The organism is Brevundimonas sp. (assembly GCF_035561115.1).
GTDB lineage: Bacteria > Pseudomonadota > Alphaproteobacteria > Caulobacterales > Caulobacteraceae > Brevundimonas.
Window position 1 is genome coordinate 64,295 of sequence record NZ_DATMYH010000059.1, and the last position, 19,596, is coordinate 83,890.

Annotated in this window: 17 protein-coding genes; 1 reads left to right on the forward strand and 16 read right to left on the reverse strand. The window is 68.5% G+C overall.

The window, feature by feature from the left end; genetic code table 11:
• Nucleotides 1-68 precede the first annotated feature (68 nt).
• The 13 genes from ftsZ to VN378_RS07690 form a co-directional block, all read right to left on the reverse strand.
• Nucleotides 69-1,664, reverse strand: coding sequence for a cell division protein FtsZ (gene ftsZ, locus VN378_RS07630; RefSeq protein ID WP_325742522.1), 1,596 nt, complete (start codon nt 1,662-1,664; stop codon nt 69-71).
• A gap of 260 nt (nt 1,665-1,924) precedes the next feature.
• Complete coding sequence (locus tag VN378_RS07635) at nt 1,925-4,921, reverse strand: TonB-dependent receptor plug domain-containing protein (RefSeq protein WP_325742523.1); 2,997 nt, start codon at nt 4,919-4,921, stop codon at nt 1,925-1,927.
• A 189-nt stretch (nt 4,922-5,110) separates the two neighbouring features.
• Nucleotides 5,111-6,439 (reverse strand): cell division protein FtsA, encoded by a 1,329-nt coding sequence (gene ftsA, locus VN378_RS07640; protein WP_414642225.1) that lies wholly within the window; start codon nt 6,437-6,439, stop codon nt 5,111-5,113.
• A gap of 14 nt (nt 6,440-6,453) precedes the next feature.
• Nucleotides 6,454-7,341: a cell division protein FtsQ/DivIB gene (locus VN378_RS07645; RefSeq protein WP_325742527.1), complete on the reverse strand. Its 888-nt coding sequence runs from the start codon at nt 7,339-7,341 to the stop codon at nt 6,454-6,456.
• Complete coding sequence (locus VN378_RS07650) at nt 7,329-8,264, reverse strand: D-alanine--D-alanine ligase (RefSeq protein WP_325742529.1); 936 nt, start codon at nt 8,262-8,264, stop codon at nt 7,329-7,331. Before VN378_RS07650 ends, VN378_RS07645 begins: the two co-directional genes overlap by 13 nt.
• 12 nt (nt 8,265-8,276) lie before the next feature.
• Complete coding sequence (gene murB / locus VN378_RS07655) at nt 8,277-9,194, reverse strand: UDP-N-acetylmuramate dehydrogenase (RefSeq protein WP_325742531.1); 918 nt, start codon at nt 9,192-9,194, stop codon at nt 8,277-8,279.
• The gene (locus VN378_RS07660; protein ID WP_325742533.1) at nt 9,191-9,676 is read right to left on the reverse strand and encodes a hypothetical protein; all 486 of its coding nucleotides are present in this window, start codon (nt 9,674-9,676) and stop codon (nt 9,191-9,193) included. The genes murB and VN378_RS07660 overlap by 4 nt, the downstream gene beginning before the upstream one ends.
• On the reverse strand, nt 9,673-11,103 hold the full coding sequence (murC, locus tag VN378_RS07665) for a UDP-N-acetylmuramate--L-alanine ligase (protein ID WP_325742535.1): 1,431 nt from the start codon (nt 11,101-11,103) through the stop codon (nt 9,673-9,675). The genes VN378_RS07660 and murC overlap by 4 nt, the downstream gene beginning before the upstream one ends.
• 197 nt (nt 11,104-11,300) lie before the next feature.
• Nucleotides 11,301-11,960, reverse strand: a complete 660-nt coding sequence (gene scpB, locus VN378_RS07670) for an SMC-Scp complex subunit ScpB (RefSeq protein WP_325742537.1) — start codon at nt 11,958-11,960, stop codon at nt 11,301-11,303.
• 144 nt (nt 11,961-12,104) lie between these two features.
• Nucleotides 12,105-12,923 carry a ScpA family protein gene (locus VN378_RS07675; RefSeq protein ID WP_325742539.1) on the reverse strand — a complete coding sequence of 273 codons (819 nt, stop codon included), beginning with the start codon at nt 12,921-12,923 and terminating at the stop codon, nt 12,105-12,107.
• Nucleotides 12,923-13,972: a beta-N-acetylhexosaminidase gene (gene nagZ / locus VN378_RS07680; protein ID WP_325742541.1), complete on the reverse strand. Its 1,050-nt coding sequence runs from the start codon at nt 13,970-13,972 to the stop codon at nt 12,923-12,925. Before nagZ ends, VN378_RS07675 begins: the two co-directional genes overlap by 1 nt.
• Before the next feature lie 7 nt (nt 13,973-13,979).
• A complete protein-coding gene (locus VN378_RS07685) occupies nt 13,980-14,753 on the reverse strand; it encodes an SPOR domain-containing protein (protein WP_325742543.1) in 774 nt (257 codons plus the stop codon).
• 130 nt (nt 14,754-14,883) lie between these two features.
• Nucleotides 14,884-16,077 carry a deoxyguanosinetriphosphate triphosphohydrolase gene (locus tag VN378_RS07690; RefSeq protein WP_325742575.1) on the reverse strand — a complete coding sequence of 398 codons (1,194 nt, stop codon included), beginning with the start codon at nt 16,075-16,077 and terminating at the stop codon, nt 14,884-14,886.
• A gap of 45 nt (nt 16,078-16,122) precedes the next feature.
• Here VN378_RS07690 and erpA point away from each other — a divergent pair, with 45 nt between their 5' ends.
• Nucleotides 16,123-16,500 (forward strand): iron-sulfur cluster insertion protein ErpA, encoded by a 378-nt coding sequence (erpA, locus tag VN378_RS07695; protein ID WP_325742545.1) that lies wholly within the window; start codon nt 16,123-16,125, stop codon nt 16,498-16,500.
• A gap of 15 nt (nt 16,501-16,515) precedes the next feature.
• Here the strand turns inward: erpA and VN378_RS07700 are convergent, their stop codons facing one another.
• From VN378_RS07700 to VN378_RS07710, 3 genes are read right to left on the reverse strand one after another with little or no spacing between them, the layout of a single operon-like run.
• On the reverse strand, nt 16,516-17,247 hold the full coding sequence (locus tag VN378_RS07700) for a prephenate dehydrogenase (RefSeq protein ID WP_325742547.1): 732 nt from the start codon (nt 17,245-17,247) through the stop codon (nt 16,516-16,518).
• Nucleotides 17,244-18,578 (reverse strand): dihydroorotase, encoded by a 1,335-nt coding sequence (locus tag VN378_RS07705; protein ID WP_325742549.1) that lies wholly within the window; start codon nt 18,576-18,578, stop codon nt 17,244-17,246. Before VN378_RS07705 ends, VN378_RS07700 begins: the two co-directional genes overlap by 4 nt.
• 28 nt (nt 18,579-18,606) lie before the next feature.
• Complete coding sequence (locus VN378_RS07710) at nt 18,607-19,569, reverse strand: glycosyltransferase family 9 protein (protein ID WP_325742551.1); 963 nt, start codon at nt 19,567-19,569, stop codon at nt 18,607-18,609.
• Nucleotides 19,570-19,596: the final 27 nt, after the last annotated feature.

The window sequence follows — 19,596 nt, forward strand, 5'->3', positions numbered from 1 at the left end:
GTAACCGTCCCTGACGTGGAAAAGCCCCGGAGCGCAGGCTCCGGGGCTCTCCAATCAGTCAACGCGCCTCAGTTGGCGAGGCGGCGCAGGAAGGACGGGATTTCCAGATCGTCTTCCGCCTGGTTCAGGTCCGGCTCGGGCGCCGGCTGGGCCTGGGTGGTCGGGCGCATCTCGGTCATGCGGGACTCGGTCTGCCGCGACTGCGGATAGGTCGGCTGCGCCGGCTGGCGCTTTCCGCGGCCGAACAGGCTCCAGCCCGACTTGCGATGATCGCGGTCATCGTACTCGTCATAGGCCGGCTCTTCGCGGCGCGGTTCCGGCTGCGGCGCGCGATCGGCCGAGCGGTCCATATACAGGTCGCCCTGGGCGACCGGCGCGGTCGTCTCGGCGGCCGTACGGGCACGCGGCGAGGATTCATATTCCTCGACCCAGGGATCGACGATCGGCTCGAGGGTGCGGTCCTCGGCGACATGGATCACGGGTTCCGGCCGCGGCTCGGGAGCGCGGGCCGCAGTCCCGAAGGTCGGCTGGCCGGGCTGAAAGGTGGGGACGATCGGCGCGGGTTCGGGCGCGCGCGGCGCTTCAGCCCGTACGGGCTCGTGACGCACCGGCTCGGCGCGCGAGGCCGCGTATGCAGGCGCCGGGCGTCGGGTGTCGAAGGCCGAGGTTCCGGCCGAGGGCGCGCCCTTGGCGGCGGCCAGATCTTCCATGCCGGTGGCCACGACCGAGACGCGGATCTTGCCGTCCAGGGCCGGGTCGAAGGCGGCGCCGAAGATGATGTTGGCGTCGGCGTCCACCTCGCCGGCGATAGCGTTGGCGGCCTCGTCGACTTCCAGCAGGGTCATGTCCATGCCGCCGGTGATGTTCACCAGCACGGCCTTGGCGCCCTTCAGCGAGGTCTCGTCCAGCAGGGGGTTGGCGATGGCGTTCTGGGCCGCCATCAGGGCGCGGTCGTCGCCCGAGGCCTCGCCCGTGCCCATCATCGCCTTGCCCATCTCGGACATGACGGCGCGGACGTCGGCGAAGTCGAGGTTGATCAGGCCGGGCAGGATCATCAGGTCGGTGATCGAACGCACGCCCGAGTGCAGCACCTGGTCGGCCATGCCGAAGGCGTCGGCGAAGGTCGTGCGCTCGTTGGCGACCCGGAACAGGTTCTGGTTCGGAATGACGATCAGGGTGTCGACGTAGCGCTGCAGCTCGGCGATGCCCGCATCGGCCAGACGCATGCGGTGGCGGCCCTCGAAGGTGAAGGGCTTGGTCACGACGCCGACCGTCAGGATGCCGCGGTCGCGGGCGCATTTGGCGATGACGGGCGCGGCGCCGGTGCCGGTGCCGCCGCCCATGCCGGCGGTGATGAAGACCATATGGGCGCCGTCCAGGTGCCCGTAGATTTCCTCGGCCGATTCCTCGGCGGCGTTCATGCCGACCTCGGGGTGTGCGCCGGCGCCCAGGCCCTGGGTGATGGTCTCGCCCAGCTGCACGCGGCGGTCGGTCTTGGCGAACGACAGATGCTGCGCGTCGGTGTTGGCGACGACGAACTCGACGCCCTCCAGACCCGCATCGATCATGTTGTTGACGGCGTTCCCGCCTGCTCCGCCCACGCCGAAGACGACGATCCGGGGCTTCAGTTCCGTATGTTGCGGACGCACCAGCGAGAGAGACATATTCTTATCCGACCTTATCCGACCCTGCCCTAGCCTTGCCCCGATGCGAAACCCCGCCGATTCGCATTGGTTATGAGCGCGTTAAGGAAACACCTGAACTGCTTAAGGGAGTGTTACCCGTTAGGCTGAGTCGGGCCGGGGGCCACGGATTTCGTTAACCTTCGCCGCAGTTTTCCTCCTGTGGGACAACGAAAAGGGGCGGCTCTTGCGAGCCGCCCCCGGTTCGTTCTGGAAGGAACTCCAGGCTGAAGCAGCCCGGTTTAGAAGTTCACGCCCAGGCGCAGCGACAGACGACGACCGCGCATGTCGTAGGCGTTGAGCGCGGCGTTACCCAGGCGGAAGAGGCCCACGCCGCCGAGGGGCGGAGCTTCATCCCAGAGGTTCTGGATGCCGATCGAGGCGTTCCAGCGGTCGTTGCGGTAGCGGATCGACGCCGAGTGGGTCTGGTAGAACGGAGTTTCGAAGTTGTAACGGACGCAGTAGTTGCCCGCCGCCTGGCAGTTCGAACTGCCGATGCCGTTCAGAAGATCGGCGTATTTGGCGTTCGCCAAGATGGTCGAGCCGCCCTGTTCCTCGGTGTCCGAGCCCTGACCGATCATGTCGATGCCGTAGAAGTACGAGAAGTCGCCGCGCGTCAGGGTGACGTACAGGTTGCCCGCATAGGCCGGACCACCGAAGTTGAAGGTGTCGCCCAGGAACGAGGTGGTGTCGCTCTCGACGGTTTCGGTGTCTTCCAGCTTGAAGTTGTGGGCGGTTTCGATCGTCAGCCGGCCGAAGGAATACTCCTCGGACCAACGGACCTGCAGATCGACGCCGCGGTTGGTCTGCTCAGCCACGTTGGTATAGGCGTTGTCGACCGTCGCCAGCTTGCCGATACCGGCGGGGTCGCCGGCGCGGACGCGGGTGAAGAGGCTGCAGAACTCTGTCTGCCCGCGATAGCAGCGCGTGATGATCTCGTTCGCGCCGAGCTGGCTGACCGCATCGCGGATTTCGAACTCGTAATAGTCCACCGCCACGCTGACCGGCATGTCGCGGGGCGTCAGGACGAAGCCGAGCGTCCAGCTGTCGGCCGTTTCAGCCTCGAGCAGATCCCGTCCGCCAACCGAAGAGATAGCCACGCTCGAACCGCCCGTCGTCGTGGACGCGGCGTCCGCGATACAGGCAGCCAGGATCGCAGGCTCGATGTCGGTGTTGTTGGTGTAGTCATAGCAGGGATCGATGGTCTGACCGCTGTATCCGACCTGGGCGCCGAGGAACTGTTCGTACAGGGCCGGGGCCCGGAACGAGGTGCCGTAGCTGGTGCGGGCGCGCACTTCCGGCGTGAACGCCCAGTTCAGACCGGCCTTGTAGGTCGAGCTGCGGCCATAGGATTCATAGTTCGACAGGCGGCCCGAGACGTTGAGGCTGACCTCGTGCGCCATCGGCATATCCCTGAGCAGGGGCATGTCGAGCTCGGCGAAGGACTCCAGGATGGTGTCCGAACCGGCGGTGCGGCCGGCCGTGGTGAACAGCGCCGTGTTCCGCAGAAGCGCCTGCGGACCAGGCGTGTCGTCAAGCTCTTCGCGACGGATCTGGGCGCCGAAGGCGGCGCCGACGTCACCGGCCGGAAGAGCGAACAGCGAGTTGGTGCTGATCACGCCTTCGAGATAGGCATGCTCATAGGTGGTGGTGGCGTCCTCGGTGAAGAACAGGAAGTCGCGCTCGGCGTCGGTGAAGCCGCCGCTGAGCACCCGCTCGGTTGTCCAGGGAATGCCGCCCGGCAGGTCGGCGCAATCGAAGTTCGAGACGTTGCCGCCAGCCGGGGTGTTGGTGCAGGCCACGCCGGGGCTGTTGAGAGCCAGGAAGCGGTCCAGGTAGATGCGCGGGCCGTTGTTGTAGGTGGCGTCCGACAGGGAGTACTGGCCGTAGACATCCCAGTCCCAGTCGCCGGCCGTGCCGCGAAGGCCGACCACGCCGCGGAGATATTCGACTTCCTGGAACGAGCTCGACTCGTAGGAGATGACGGTCAGGACGTTCTGGCCGAAGGGGTTGTTGGGGTTGGTCGCGTGCAGGGCGTTGGCCGCCCCGTTGACGATGTTCCGTTGCGCGAAGCTCTGGAAGATCTGGGCCGCGCCGCGTTGGGCCGACTGACGGTTGCTGTAGAGGAACTCCCCGTAAAGTTCGACATCCGGGGCGATTTCATAACCCACGTTGAGGTTCACGGAATAGCGTTCGGACGGGCTGATGACCGACGAATTCTGCCAGGCCTCGTTATCGCTGGGCGTGTAGAGGTGGGTCCCTGGGTAGCCATTGCGGCCCCAGCGCGCCCATTCGCCAGCGAACGCGCCCGGCACGTTATTGCCTTGGGCCGCGGTCGGATAGGTGTATCCGGGAACCTGGCGGACGATATTCATGCCCGAACCCAACAACGCGACGTAGTTGGTGTTCTGGTTGTAGCACTTGTACTTGCCGGTGAACGGATCGACGTAATCGACGTACTCGCCGGTGGTCGGATTGCGGAGATTGTCGTTGGTGCAGCTCGTGTAGTCGCGGTCGCGGCGGCGCAGGATCGACGTATCCGAATATTCGGCGGCGACGTTGAAGAAGCCGCGGTCCCAGGTCTGGCCGAAGGCGCCGTCAACCCGCAGCTGCTCGCCGCCCTCTTCGAAGGGCTGGCTGTAGAAGACGTTCATCGCGCCGCCGTCGAGGTCGCGCTTGGTGATGATGTTGATCACGCCCGCGACCGCGTCCGAACCGTAGATGGACGAGGCGCCGTCCTTCAGGATTTCGGTGCGCTCGACCTGCGAACCCGGGATGACGCCCAGATCGAAGGCCTGAACCTGGCCGCGCGTGCCGGCCGGACCGGCGCGACGGCCGTTCAACAGGGTCAGGGTGCGCTGGGGTCCCGCGCCGCGCAGGGCGACGGACTGGGTGCCGCCGCCGCCGGCGGTGACGAAGCCGGTCAGCTGATCGTTCAGCTGGAAGGAGCTGATCGCGAGGGGCGAATTCAGCAGCGCCTGGGCCACGTCAGGAATGCCGCGCAAATCCGTCTGGTCCGACGTGATCACCGAAACCGGAGAAGCGGCGGTATACTCCGGATTGCGGATGCGCGTGCCGGTGACGACCACGTCGTCGAGACGCGCGGCGTCGCTCGGCGGCGGCGGCGTCTGGGCCGGCGGAGTCTGCGTGGCGGGCGTTTGCGCCAGGGCGGCCGAAGAGAGGGCCAGAGCCCCCGCAAGGACGGTCGTCCCAAAAAGGTGCTTGCGCTGAATAAGCATGGAGGCCCCCTCAAATCGAAAAAAGACAGGCGCTGGAGTGCGCCGGTTGTCGCCAATCTGTAACGCCCGATCTCCCCCGCACAAGGCAATGTGGCTGATTTGTGCCGACGGAGGCCCGGATGTAACAATCTGGACACACTTCCGCCTTGAGGGGCACAAGGTTTCACATCCGGCGGACCCGCCCGGAAACTAGAGATTTTCGCGCAGCCAGCCCGCAGCCCTGGCCACCAGGCCGCCCTGATGCATGCGCGGAGCGTCGGCGGCGGTGATCTGTCGCGACATCAGCTTGCGAGCCGACACTGCTTCTCGCGGGCCATAGGCGGCGCGGAGCAGCACCCCGGCGGCCGAACAGAAGGCCGGCCCCGAAGCTGCGTCGGCCAGGTGGGGCGCGCGTTGCGGCTTGCCCAGACGCACGGGCCGGTCGAACACCCGGATCGCCAGCTCACGCACGCCGTTCAGCTGGCTGGCCCCGCCGGTCAGCACCAGACCGGCCCCGGGCTCCAGCCCCACGCCGGCGTTGCGCAGCCGGTCGCGCAGCAGCTCCAGCGTCTCTTCAACCCGCGGGGCGATGACGGTCTTGAGCATGGCGCGCTGGACGAAGATCGGACCGGCCGAGGCGTCCTCGCCCCGCGGCGGCGCCTCAAGCATCTCGCGGTCTTCGTGTGCATCGGCCATGGCCGAGCCGTGCAGGGTCTTCAGGCGCTCGGCGCCCGCCCGCGAGGTCGACAAACCGCGGGCGATGTCCGCGGTGACGTGATCGCCGCCCACATTCAGGGATTCGATATGCAGCAGGGAACGTCCGCCCCAGACCGCGGCCGATGTCGAGCCGCCGCCCATGTCGATGCAGACGCAGCCCAGATCCATCTCGTCGTCCTCGAGCGCCGCCAGCGACGACACCACCGGAGCAGCCGCTACGCCCTGCAGATCCAGATGGGCGAGCTCGAGGCAGTGGCTCAGGCCGTTGAAGGCCCCCTCGGCCATGGAGACCACCAGCAGATCGAGCCCCAGTGAATGCCCCTTCATCGAGCGGGGGTCATGCACGCCGCGCGCGCCGTCCACCGACCAGGCGATCGGCAGGACGTGGATCGGACGACGGTTCGGCAGGCGGATTTGCGCCAGCGCCATGGCGATGGCGCGCGCCAGATCGGCGTCGCCGACGGGCGTGGCGCCGAGAGACACGCGAGCCTGCACCCGGTGGCTCGCCATCTGGCCGATGGCCGTGGTGACGACGACGCCGGAGACGGGCGAGCCCGCGGCGCGTTCGGCGCGCTCGACCGCATGGCCAATGGCCTGGGCCGCCTCGTCCATGTTGACGATGCCGCCGCCGCGCACGCCGCGCGACTGGACGTGCCCCGCCCCCGCGACGCGGATGGTGCGGTCGGCGTGGCGCACGCCCTCGGGCTTCATGATGAAGCAGGCGACCTTGGACTGGCCCAGATCCAGCGCGGCCACGACAGGCGCGCGTCCGGCCGCGCCCTTGGCGCCGTCCACAGTTTTATCCACAGACCGTCCGGCCATAAGCGTCCCCTACCCTACGCGGCGCCGGCGGAGGGCCGGACGGCGACCTCCCCCGGCGTTCTCAGATCAATGCGGTCGAATCCCAGCTCCAGCAGCCGCTCGCGCTGATCCAGCGCGTCCAGCTGGATCAGGGCGGCGTCCTGGTCGGTGGCGGGCAGCTGGATCAGGCTGCCGTCCTTGAGCCTCAGGTCCCAGCGGCGCTCGTCGACACGGACCAGCGCCTCGACCCGCGCCTGCAGGCCGGGCCGCTGGGCGATCAGCGGCAGGACCTCGGAGGCGGCCTGTTCGGCGCCCTTGCCGACGACCAGCGGAAGATCGGGGTAGCGGCCGGCGTCGGCGCCGGCGATGACCTGGCCATGGCTGTCGATGACCATGTTGCGGCCTCCGGCTTGCCAGACGGCCAGCCGGTCATGCTCGGTGACATGGACGATCAGGGTGTTGGGCAGCAGGCGGACCACGCGCGCGCCCTTGACCCAGCCGACCTGTTCGACCCGGCGACGCACCGCGTCCAGGTCTATCGCGGTCATCGGCTGGTCTGCGTACAGCTGCAGGGCCCGTTGAATGGTCGCGGTCGCCTCCGGCGACTCGCCCTCGATGAAGACCTTCTCGAGCTTCAGCCCCATGCCGGCCGCAGCGCCGTCGACGCCGTGGCTGATCGAGGCGCCGATCCGCTCGGCGCGGGCGCCGGTCGCGAGCACGCCCGCCAGAACGACGACGCCGGCGAAGATCGAAATGATTACTGCGCGGGGAGACAGGTCGAGGCGACCGAGCGCCGCCATCTTGCCCGGCGTGGCCGGAGCGTTGCGAGGCGCACGTCCGCGCCCCTGCGATTTGGGAGCAGCGCCGCGTTTTGCAGGCTGGTTCGAACTCTGTCGCCGACCGCCGCGAACTACCGCGGGCATGAGGCGTCCTCCACCATCCACCGCACCAAGGCTTTATAGTCCATCCCGACATGGGCGGCCTGCTCGGGACTGAGCGAGGTCGGCGTCATGCCCGGCTGGGTATTGACCTCCAGAAGGACCAGATCGTCCTTAATATCGTCATAACGGAAGTCCGATCGCGACACGCCGCGACAGCCCATGGCCGTGTGCGCCAGCTCGGATTCCCGCAGCGCCTTCTCGAACACATGCGGCGGCAGAACGGCGGGCAGCACATGACTGGAGCCGCCAGGCGCGTATTTGGCTTCGTAGTCGTAGAAGCCCTTGGTCGGAGTGATGTCGGTGATCGTGAGAGCCCGGGGCCCGGACTTCTCCCCCAGCACCGTGACCGCCAGCTCCTTGCCCGAGATGAAGGGCTCGACCATCACCTGCTCGCCATAGGTCCAGGAGGCCTCGCCGGGCGCGGCGCAAGGGCCCTCGCCCTCGCGCACCAGATAGACGCCGACCGAAGAGCCCTCGGCGTTGGGCTTGATGACATAGGGCGGAGCGATCACGTGGCGGCGCGCCACCTCGTGCCGGTCGAACAGGCCACCGCCGGGAACGACGACGCCGGCGGCGCGGAGCACGGCCTTTGACTTGTCCTTGTCCATGGCCAGGGCCGAGGCGAGGACGCCCGAGTGGGTATAGGGGATGGCCAGCGTCTCCAGCACGCCCTGGACGCAGCCGTCCTCGCCCCATTCGCCATGCAGGGCGTTGAAGACGACGTCGGGCTTCAGCGCGGCCAGCACCTGGGCCAGGTCGCGCCCGGCGTCGACGCGGGTGACCTTGCGGACCTGCCCTTCCAGGGCGTCGGCGCACATGCCGCCCGAGCTCAGGGACACCTCCCGTTCGGACGACAGTCCGCCCATCAGGACGGCGACGTGCAGGTCTGCGAACGGGCGGGTCATAGGGGGATCAACTCAGAGCGGGCGGCCGATCCTCTTGATCTCCCATTCGAGGTTTACGTTCAGTTTACTTTGAACGTCGGCGCGCACCGCGTCGCCCAATCCTTCGATATCGGCGGCGGTCGCCTCTCCGGGGTTGATCATGAAATTGGAGTGGAGTTCGCTGAACATGGCTCCGCCCCCGCCCTTGCCGTCCGGGGCCTTGAACAGCTTGCCGCGCCAACCGGCCTCGTCGACCAGTTTCCAGGACGAATGGCCGGGCGGGTTCTTGAAGGTCGAGCCGCCGGTCTTTTCGCGGATCGGCTGGGTCAGTTCGCGGCGCGAGGTGATTTCGGCGATCTTCGCCGACACGGCCTCGGGATCGGCGGGCGTTCCGCGATAGGTCGCTTCCAGCCAGATGATGTCAGCCGGCGCCTCGGAGTGGCGGTAGGTGTAGCCGAAGTCGGCCAGCGCATATTCGACCCGCTCGCCCGCCCGCGTCACGCCGCGGGCCGAGACGAGGATGTCCTTGGTCTCCGCGCCATAGCAACCGGCGTTCATGGTAAGGGCGCCGCCGATGGTGCCGGGGATGCCGGCGTAGAATTCCAGGCCGGTCAGGCCCGCTTTCGCGGAGGCCTTGGCCACCATCGAGTCCAGCGCGCCGGCGCCGGCGGTGATCGTGTCGCCCTCGGTCGTTATCCCGGCGAAGGGCCGCCCGGCCAGCCGAACCACAACGCCCTCTACGCCGCCGTCGCGGACGATGACGTTGGAGCCCACGCCAAGCACCGTCACCGGCACGTCAGGGTCCAGCGCCTTGAGGAAGTCGGCCAGATCACCGGCGTCGGCCGGGATGAACAGGGCGTCCGCCTTCCCGCCCACCCGGAACCAGGTGAACGGCCCGAGCGGCTCATCGCGCAGCAGCTTCCCGCGAACGAGGGGGAGAGTGTCGATCAATCCTCTGGTCCTTCAGAGAAAAATTCTTTCGTCTGACGAAGCCTCTCGGCGTTCCGTTCGGACTGCCGCTGTCGCCATGCCGGATCGAGGTTGCCTAGAAGCTCTTCCTGGATGCGAGAGAGTTGGAGGCGATAGTTGATCGCCTGATCGCGATCGGACTCCGACAACTGCGCCTGTCGCCGCTCCTCGCTCGCGTCGTAAAGCGGCAGGCCGTCGGCGATGGCGGCAATCGCTATGCCAGCGGTCACTTCTATGAACACCCGCTCCATCAACACGGCTGCGTCCGGACTGGCGGCGACCACGTCGGGAACACCCCTCTCGCTGTAGACGAACACATAGGAGCCATCAGACCCAGTTGTGACGTGATACCCGGCTGCAGATGTCGCTCCGCAGTGCGGCATCTGTTCGCTAGAGACTTCAATTGCGGCTCCTAGCCGCTGCATCTCAGCGCAGAAATCGTCCAACGACCCGATCTCGATCAAACCAGCGCCTCCAGCTGCCCCGGCAGGGCGTAGGCCCAGGCGGTGATGTCCCCCGCCCCCAGCAGCACCACCAGATCGCCGTCCTTCGCCTCGGCCGCGATCACGCCCGGCAAGGCCTCGACGCTGTCCAGCGGCTGGACCGAGCGGTGGCCGAAGCGGCGGACGCCGTCGACCAGCGCATGCTTGTCGACGCCCTCTATCGGAACCTCGCCCGCCGCATAGACGTCGGCGACGAACACCGCGTCGGCGTCCGAGAAGCAGGTCGAGAACTCCTCCATCAGGGAGTCCAGCCGGGTGAAGCGATGCGGCTGGACCACGGCGATGACGCGGCCCTCGGCGACCTGACGCGCGGCCTTCAGCACGGCGGCGATCTCGACCGGATGGTGGCCGTAGTCGTCGACGATGCGCACCCCGCCGACCACGCCCGTGGTGGTGAAGCGACGGCGCACGCCGCCGAAACCGGCCAAACCCGCCTTGATCGCCTCGTCCGAGACGTCGAGCTCGCGCGCCACGGCGATGGCGGCCAGCGCATTGGAGACATTGTGCCAGCCGGCCATGGGCAGGTGCAGGCCCTCGATCCGGATCGGTTCGTCGAGGGCGGCGAGGCCCTGCTTCTGGATCACCACGTCGAAGCGGCAGCCGTCGGGCGCCATCTGGCAGTTGTCGGCGCGCACCATGGCCTGGGGGTTGATGCCGTAGGTCACCAGCCGCCGGTTATCGATCGAGGCCACCAGCCGCTGCACCTCGGGATGGTCGAGGCAGACGGCGGCGAAGCCGTAGAAGGGGATGTTCTCGACGAAGTCCACGAACGCCTTCCGCACCCCGTCGAAGTCGCCGTAGTGATCGAGGTGCTCGGGGTCGATGTTGGTGACGATGGCCACGGTCGACTTCAGGCGCAGGAAGCTGCCGTCGCTCTCGTCGGCCTCGACCACGATCCAGTCGCCGTCGCCGACCTTGGCGTTGGTGCCATAGGCGTTGATGATGCCGCCGTTGACCACCGTCGGATCCAGCCCGCCGGCGTCGAGAATGGCCGCGACCATGGAGGTGGTGGTGGTCTTGCCGTGGGTGCCCCCGACCGCGATCGAGAACTGCAGCCGCATCAGCTCGGCCAGCATCTCGGCCCGGCGCACCAGCGGGATGCGGCGTTCGCGGGCCGCGATCCACTCGGGGTTGGTCGGCTTGACCGCCGTCGAATAGACCACCGCCGAGACGCCGTCTCCGATGTGGGCGGCGTCATGGCCGATGAAGATGCGTGCGCCCAGCCGCTCCAGCCGCTCCGTGTTGGCGCTGGCCCTGGCGTCCGAGCCCTGAACCGAATAGCCGATCTTGAGCATGATCTCGGCGATCCCGCTCATCCCGATGCCGCCTATGCCCACGAAATGGACGGGGCCGAGGTCGAACGGTACAGGGCGAAGGCGAGCGATCATCCCAGCGGATTAGCAAGGGTTGGAAGCGAATGCATCACCGATCCGCAGTTCCTTTTCGTCGTTCGGACATGGCGACGGCGATGTCCGAGTCCGCCGGATTTTTTGGCGGACTCGCGGACTCAGCGGACTCTGATTTGCGTCGTCGACGATCATGGCCGCACCTTCGCACGGGCCTGCGTCAGAATCGGTCGCAGGGATCAGTCCTCGGCCACGAAATCCTGGGCGAACTCGGGCGCGTCCTCGTCGCCGGGCAGGAGGGGCGCGTCGTCATCGTCCACAGGCCGCGACGGATCCGGCACCTCGAAGCCGACGGGGATGGACAGGTCCAGCAGACCCGCCGCCTTCATCTCCTGCACGCCGGGAAGGTCGTACAGGCTGGCGAGGCTGAAATGTTCGAGGAATTTGTCGGCCGTGGCGTAGGTGACCGGGCGCCCCGGCGTGCGGCGGCGGCCCTTCAGCCTGACGAACCCCATCTCCAGCAGCAGGTCCAGCGTGCCCTTGGACAGGGAAACGCCGCGGACGCTCTCGATCTCGGCCCGGGTGCAGGGCTGGTGATAGGCGATAATGGCCAGGGTCTCGAGCGCGGCCCTGGACAACCGGCGCGGCTCCTCGCGCTCCTCGGTCATCAGGAAGCCAAGGTCGGCGGCCGTGCGAAAGCGCCAGCGATCGGCGACGCACTCCAGTTCGACGCCCCGGCCCTGATACCGTTCGCGCAGCGCCGAAATGGCGGCGCCCACATCGGCTCCCTCCGGCAGGCGGCGTGCGATCTCGGCCGCCGACAGCGGGCCGGCCGCGGCGAACAGCAGGGCCTCGACGCGGCGCTCGATCTCTCCGTGATCGGGGGCGAACTGGATCATTTTACAGCCCGCTCATCCCCGCGAAGGCGGGGACCCAGGCTTGAGCTCCAAACACAGCACGCGGATCATCAATAGCTCTCCCCGGCATGGGCGGAGCGGCCAAGACCTGGGTCCCCGCCTTCGCGGGGATGCACGGAAAAATGTTCACGGCATCAACTCCAGCGGCTGACCGCGTCCGCGCCGCTTCAGATACAGCTCGGCGAAGGCCTCGGCCTGTTTCACATCCATCGCCCCCTCCTTCACCAGTTCCAGACTGGCCGACAGGGTCGAGGCGGTGAAGCTGGCCTGGGTCGGCCCTTCCGCTTCGCTGCGCGCGGGCGCGACCCGCTCCAGCGGCGTCCACTGTTCCAGCCGGGGCAGGATGTCCCGCAGCCAGTCCCGCGCCGCCTCAAGACCGAAGGCCTCGACTCGCTGGCCGGGATTGTATTGCCGCTGCCCCTCGCGCCGGCGCTGGGTCACATAGGCGGCCATCAGCTCGTACAGACTGGCGTCGATCCGGTCGGAGGGCACGATCACCGTCGCCTCGGGATCGCCGCGGGTGAAAACGTCTCTCTTGAGCCGGGGCCGGGCGGTGATGGCCTCGACCGCCCTGCGCATGGCTTCCAGCTTCTGCAGCCGGAAGGCCAGGGCGGCCGCCATCTCCTCGGCAGGCGGTTCGTCGCCCTTCTTGTCGGTGCGCGGCAGCAGCAGGCGCGACTTCAGATAGGCCAGCCATGAGGCCATCACGAGATAGTCGGCCGCCAGCGAGAAATTGCGCCGCCGCGCCTCGTGGACGAAGGCCAGATACTGTTCCGCCAGTCTGGTGATCGAGAGCTTGAGCAGATCGACCTTCTGCGTTCGGGCCAGAGCCAGAAGAACGTGCAACGGCCCTTCATACCCCTCCAGATCGACCACGAACGCTTCGCGCTCGTCGACCTGTTCGGCGGCGGTGAAGTCCAGATTGGGCTGGAAGGCGTCGGTCATCAGGCTTGCGCCTCGCCGACGTCCGGTCCGCGCGCCGCGTCCAGTCGTCCTTCCAGCAGGGCCGCGAACCGGGTCCGGGCTTCGGGCTCGTCCAGCGGTTCGGGCGCATGGACGATGCGCGCCATGGCGGCCCCGGCCCGTTTCGCCGCCCGACCCTTGAGCTTGCCGGTCCCCTCGGCGACCGAGCGCATCTCGTCCAGATCGCCGTTGCAGTGCAGGACCACGTCGCAGCCCGCCCTGAACGAGGCCTCGGCCCGCTCGCGCAGGCTGCCGGACAGAGCCTTCATCGACAGGTCGTCGGTCATGATCAACCCGCCGAAGCCCAGATGATCCCGCATCAGACGCACGGCCTTCTTCGAGGTGGTGGCCGGACGTTTCGGATCGATCGCGTCGAACACCACATGGGCGGTCATGGCCAGCGGCATGTCGGACAGGGCCTTGAACGGGGCGAAGTCCCAGCCGTCCAGGGTTTCGAAATCCGCGTGGACGACCGGAAGGTCATGGTGGCTGTCGGCGAAGGCGCGGCCGTGGCCTGGCATATGCTTGATCACGGGCAGGACCCCGCCGGCCAGAAACCCTTCCGCAGCCGCCCGTCCCATCAGCGCCACCGTCGCCGGATCATGGGCCCAGGCCCGGTCGCCGATGATGTCGTGGGCGCCGGGCACAGGCACGTCCAGGACCGGCGCACAGTCGACATTGACCCCGACGGCGCGCAGGTCATGCGCGATCAGCCGCGCGCCCAGTCGCGCCAGCTCGCGCGCCATCAGCGGATCGTTGGCGGCCTTCAGATAGGCCTCGCCCGGCGGGTATTTCCGCCAGTGTGGCGGCCCCATCCGCTGCACCCGGCCGCCCTCCTGGTCGATCAGGATCGGGCAGCGGGGGTCGCCGATGCAATCCCTGAGCTCGCCCGTCAGCGCCCGCATCTGCTCGGGGCTGTCGACATTGCGGCGGAACAGGATGAAACCCCAGGGCCGGACCTCGGCGAAGAAGGCCTTCTCCGCCTCCGTCAGCCGATGGCCGCTGCAGCCGTAGATCGCGGCGGTGGTCACCGGTCGATCACCGCACGAAGCAATCGCCGCCGCCGGCCTTGATCGCATTGCAGAGACCCGTCGCCTGTTCGCGGCTCAGGCCGGTGACGGTGGTGCGATAGACGGTCGCGCCGCTGGAGGCCGTCACCTCCTGCACGCGCTTGTCAGCGCCGCTGGTGAACTGCGGATAGCGGGCGATGACGGCGGCGAACTCGCGGTCCGCCAGACCGGGGGTCGAGAAGGCGCCGATCTGGACGCCCGAGGTTCCGCCGGCGGCGGGTGCGGGGTCCGCCTTCGGGGCCGGCACGACGGCGGGGCCGCCGACCGTCGGCGGGACGCGAGCGGGCCTTGGCAGGGGTTCGCCCTGCACCGGCGCGGGCGCGGGCGCCGGGCGCGGCTGAACCGCCTCGGGCGGCGGCGTGAAGGTGGGGGCGGCCGTCGGGGCTTCAGCGGCGGAATAGACATCGATACCGGCTTCCGGATCGACCGGCTGGGCGTCCACCGGAGCCTCGGCCTTCATCTCGCCGACGGGCGTGCCCACGGCGGGCGGGGCGTCGTTCGAGGAGCGGGGGCCGGCGCGGTAGTAGACGACCACGGCGATGATCAGCAGGACGAGCACCACGCCGGAAATAATCAGGGTCATCGGCGGCGCCTTGGCCCCGCCGCCTCCGCCGCCTCCCCGGCGCGGATCATAGCCGCCGCGGTTGAACGGCAGGTCGTCGTCGGTTGGCGGCGTATAGGCGCCGCGGTCGTGGCCGGGATCACGACCCGGATTCGGACGATAGGGATCTTCGTGAGACATGACCGCGCCTTCCACCCGGGCCGCGCGAATCGGCGCGCCCGACGAACACTCTATCCCGGTCCGAGTCCTTTTTCAGGCCGACTCCACCATCCCCCTGCCGTCAGCCTCGAGGTTGACGGTGCATGGGCGGCTACAAGTCGAGGGCGAGGTCGAGGCTGAACAGCTTCCTGTGTTCCTCAATGGCGTAGCGATCGGTCATGCCGGCGATGTAGTCGCACACCGCCCGCGCCCGCTTCGCCTGATCCGCCACGCCCGCCTTGCCCGACCATTCCGGCGGCAGGGTCGCGGGTTCGGCCATGAAAAGCTGGAACATCTCGGCCAGGATGCGCCGCGCCTGGCTGCGCGTCCTGTTGACGCGATAGTGGCGGTACATCCGCTCGAACAGGAACTGCCTCAACACGCCGAGATCGGCCAGCATGGCGGGCGAGAAGGCCACCAGCATCCGGTCAGCCATGCGCACGTCCTCGGACGAGCGGATGTTCGCGGCCTCGATCCGGCGTTCGGTCTCGGCCAGCACGTCCTCGACCATGACCCCGATCATGCGCCGCACGGCCTCGATGCGGATCATCCGTTCGTCGATATCCGGCCAGTCCTTGCGCACCCCGTGCAGCACCGGCCCGATCAGCGGCACCTGGGCCAGATCCTCGAGGGTGAACAGGCCCGCCTGCACCCCGTCGTCGACGTCGTGATTGTTGTAGGCGATGTCGTCGGCGATGGCGGCGGCCTGCGCCTCCAACGAGGCGAAGGTGCCCAGCCGCAGGTCCCAGCCCGGCGCATAGTCGGCGATGGCCTTCCATGCCGGCTCGTCCAGACGGTGCGACACCGGACCATTGTGCTTGACCACGCCCTCGACGGTTTCCCAGCTCAGGTTCAACCCCTCGAACTGGGGATAGCGGTGCTCCAGCCGGGTCACGACGCGGAAGGTCTGGACGTTGTGGTCGAAGCCGCCCCACGGCTCCATCTGCGCCTGCAGTTCGTCCTCGCCGGCGTGGCCGAACGGCGGATGGCCGAGATCGTGGGCCAGCGCCACGGTCTCGGCCAGATCGGTGTCCAGCCGCAGGGCGTGGGCCAGGGAGCGCGCGATCTGGGCCACCTCCAGGCTGTGGGTCAGGCGGGTGCGGTAATGGTCGCCCTCATGCGCCACGAAGACCTGGGTCTTCTCCTTCAAGCGGCGGAAGGCGGTGGCGTGGATGATCCGGTCGCGGTCCCGGGCGTAGGCGTTGCGCGTGCGGCTGATCGGCTCTGGAGTCAGCCGGCCGCGGCTGTGCTCCGGGTATTCGGCCCAGGGTGCGCGCTCGGGTATCAACGTCGGGGGCTCATTCAGTTGCGGGCCTTTGCGATCGGCCACCCGCGCCTCATATAGGCCCCTGTGAGCACCGTCCAATCAGCCCCGACCTTCCAGATATCGCCCTCATCCGGCGGCCATGGCCTGACCCTGTCGGAAACCGCCGCCCGGCGGCTGGAAAAACTGGGCCGGGACGAGGGCCATCCCGTCATGCTGCGCGTCGCCGTGGACGGCGGCGGCTGCTCGGGCTTCCAGTACCGGTTCGAACTGGTCGAGGCGGCCGAGGCCGACGACATCCGCATCGAGGCCGACGGTCAGGCGGCGGTGGTGGACGCCGTCTCCCTGCCCTTCCTCAAGGGCTCGGAGATCGCCTTCGTCGACGATCTGGCCGGGGCCCAGTTCGTGGTCCGCAACCCGAACGCCGCCTCCAGCTGCGGCTGCGGCGTCAGCTTTTCGATCTAGGCAGGCCGGCGGACGCTAGTCCTCAAGGTCGGCGCGAGCCTGTTCGGCGAGGTCGAAGAACTGCTCGCGCACAGCGGCGGCGAAGGGATTGTCGCGCTCGATGGCCCGAAACACCGCCGGAGAATCGTGGCGCACCAGGTCCACCGCCTGCATCAGCCGCTCGAAGCTGACGGTGGTCATGCGCGCCGGCAGCGGCTCCATCGCCATCAGGACGCGGGCGATCAGGTGGGTCAGCCCCTGCACCGTCGCGGCCTCGCGGTCGTGATCCTCGGGCGAGACGAGAAACACCTTCAGGCCGAGAGCCGCACGGCAGAAGGCGGCGACCCGGCGGGCGGCGGGCGCGCCCCGAACCGCGCAAACGGCGATGCGCAGACCGGCGATGCCGTCCTTCCCGCTCTGGGGCCCGAACAGGGGATGGGTTCCGACGATCTGCACCGACGGCGGCAGGCCCCCGGCCATGATCCCCGCCGGCTTCACCTTCACCGATCCGACATCCAGCACCAGGGCGCCGGGCGTGACATGCGGAGCGATGGCGGCGACCGTCGCTTCCAGCGCCTCGACCGGGACCGCAAGAACGACCACCGGACAGGCGGCCGCCTCGGCCAGATCCGTCAGCCGGACGAGATCGTCCGGATCATCGGTCGCGGCAGGGTCATAGGCGAGGATCTCGAAATGCGGAATCAGATGTCGGGCCGTCAGCCGGCCGAAGGCCCCGAAGCCGATCAGACCGAGACGTTCCTTCTTCACGCCCCCAGCGTCTCCTGAAACCGCACCGGTCGGCCGTGGGCCGCGCCGATCAGTTCGCCGTCCTTCATCACCACCCGGCCGCGCACGATGGTGGCCGCCGCCCTGCCCGTGGCCTCGAATCCGTCGAAGGGCGTCCAGCCGGCGCGCGTGGCCATGTCGGCGTGGCGGATGACGTGTTTCGCCTTCAGGTCGACGAGGGTCAGGTCGGCGTCATAGCCCTCGGCCATACGGCCCTTGCCGGCGATGCCGAAGACCCGATTGGCGCCGTGAGACGTCAGGTCGATGAACCGATCCAGAGTCATTCGGCCGTTGGCCACATGGGTCAGCATCACCGGCACCAGGGTCTGCACCCCCGGCATGCCCGAGGGCGAAGCCGGATAGGGCCGGGCCTTCTCCTCGATCGTGTGCGGCGCGTGGTCCGAACCCAGGACGTCGAACACCCCCTGCTCGATCCCGGTCCACAGGCCGGCGATGTGCGGCGCATTGCGGATCGGCGGGTTCATCTGGGCGTAGCCCTTGAGCCGCGCGTAGGCCTCGTCCCCGTCCAGCGTCAGGTGCTGGGGCGTCACCTCGGCGGTGGCGACGTCCTTGTGGTCGGCCAGGAAACGGACCTCCTCAGCGGTCGAGACGTGCAGCACATGGATGCGGGCCCCGACCTCGCGCGCCAGCCGGACGAGGCGGCGGGTCGACATGATGGCGCTCTCGGCGTCGCGCACCTCGGGGTGGCTCGTCCAGTCGCCGGTGCGGGCCAGAGGACGGCGCTCGACCAGCCGGTATTCGTCCTCGGAGTGGAAGGTGGCGCGGCGTTTCACATGGCGCAGCACCTCGCGCACGCCGTCGTCGTCGGCCACAAGAAGCGTTCCGGTCGAGGCCCCCATGAAGACCTTGACCCCGCAGCAGCCCGGCAGCCGCTCCAGCTCCGCGAGGTGTTTCGCGTTCTCGTGGGTTCCGCCCATGTAGAAGGCGTGGTCGGTCCACATGCGGTCGCGGGCGCGGACCAGCTTGTCGGCCAGGGCGTCGGGGTCGGTGGTCGAGGGCTCGGTGTTCGGCATCTCGAACACGGCGGTGACTCCGCCGAGGGCTGCGGCGCGGCTGCCGGTCTCGAGGTCTTCCTTCCACTCCAGCCCCGGCTCGCGGAAATGGACCTGGGTGTCGATGACGCCGGGCAGGACGGTCAGGCCGGTCGCGTCCACGACCTCGCCGGCGCTGGCCTGCGACAGGTCGCCGACGAAGACGATCCGGCCGTCGGTCACGCCGACATCGGCCAAGCCGCGCCCGGCGTGGTTAGCCACCTCGCCGCCGCGGACGATCAGGTCATAGGTCTGGGTCATGGGCGTCCCTTAAACCCGCGCGGCGCGCCTATCCAGCCGTCGCGCGTTCGGCCAGCAGCTTCGTCGCCGCGCGCAGCACCCGGTCGGCCGGCAGGTCGTTCATGTGCAGGATGGCCTGGTTCAGGTTCGGGTCGATCTTGCGGAACTCGTCGACGGTGCGCGGGCCGCGCACCGCGACCCCGCCCCACGGCCCGCGCTCGATGTCGTCCGAGGGGCCGAACGCGGCCACCACCGGCGCGCCCGCCGCGGTCGCCAGCTGGGTCCACAGGGAGTCCGCGCCCAGATACAGGGTCGCGCGCCGCAGGGCCGCAGCGGTCTGCAGCGGGGTCAGCCTGCCCTGCAATTCGATGACCCGGTCGCGCTTGACCGCGAACCGGACCGTATGCGCCGCGTCGCGGTCGCCCTCGTCGCCGACGATCATCAGCCGTCCGCCCGCCAGCGGCCCGTCCTGGGCCAGCAGCGCGGTGGCCACCTTGGCGAACCGCTCGGGCGGCCATTGCTTGCCCATCCAGTCCGCCCCCGGGGCCACGGCCAGGACCGGGCCGTCCGCCAAGGGGATCAGCGCATCCACGGCGGCCATGGTCGCATCTGACAGGAACAGCCGGGGCGCCGGAATATCGTCCAGCTGCAGCACCCGCGCCGCCAGTTCGACGGCATGGACTCCCGCCTCGCCCTCGCCGCGCACCGCCCGCTTCTGCCGCTTCAGCTTGCCGGACAGGGCCGAGCCGCGCATGTCCACGACCAGTCCCCATCCGATGGATCGCACCTGGTTCCACAGCGCCAGCCATTCCAGCCGGCCGTCGCGCTCCAGCACAAGCGTCCGGTCCAGCCGCGGGGTGTCGGCGAACAGGGGCGCGCTCACCGGCGATCCAACCACGGTGAAGGACGCCGTCGGCATGGCCTCGACCAGATACGCCAGCACGCCGGAAGACATCAGCGCGTCTTCGGGATCGGCCTCGGCGACGTACAGAATAGGGAACCGGCTCGCCATGGATCGACCGTATACGGATTCTCTCGT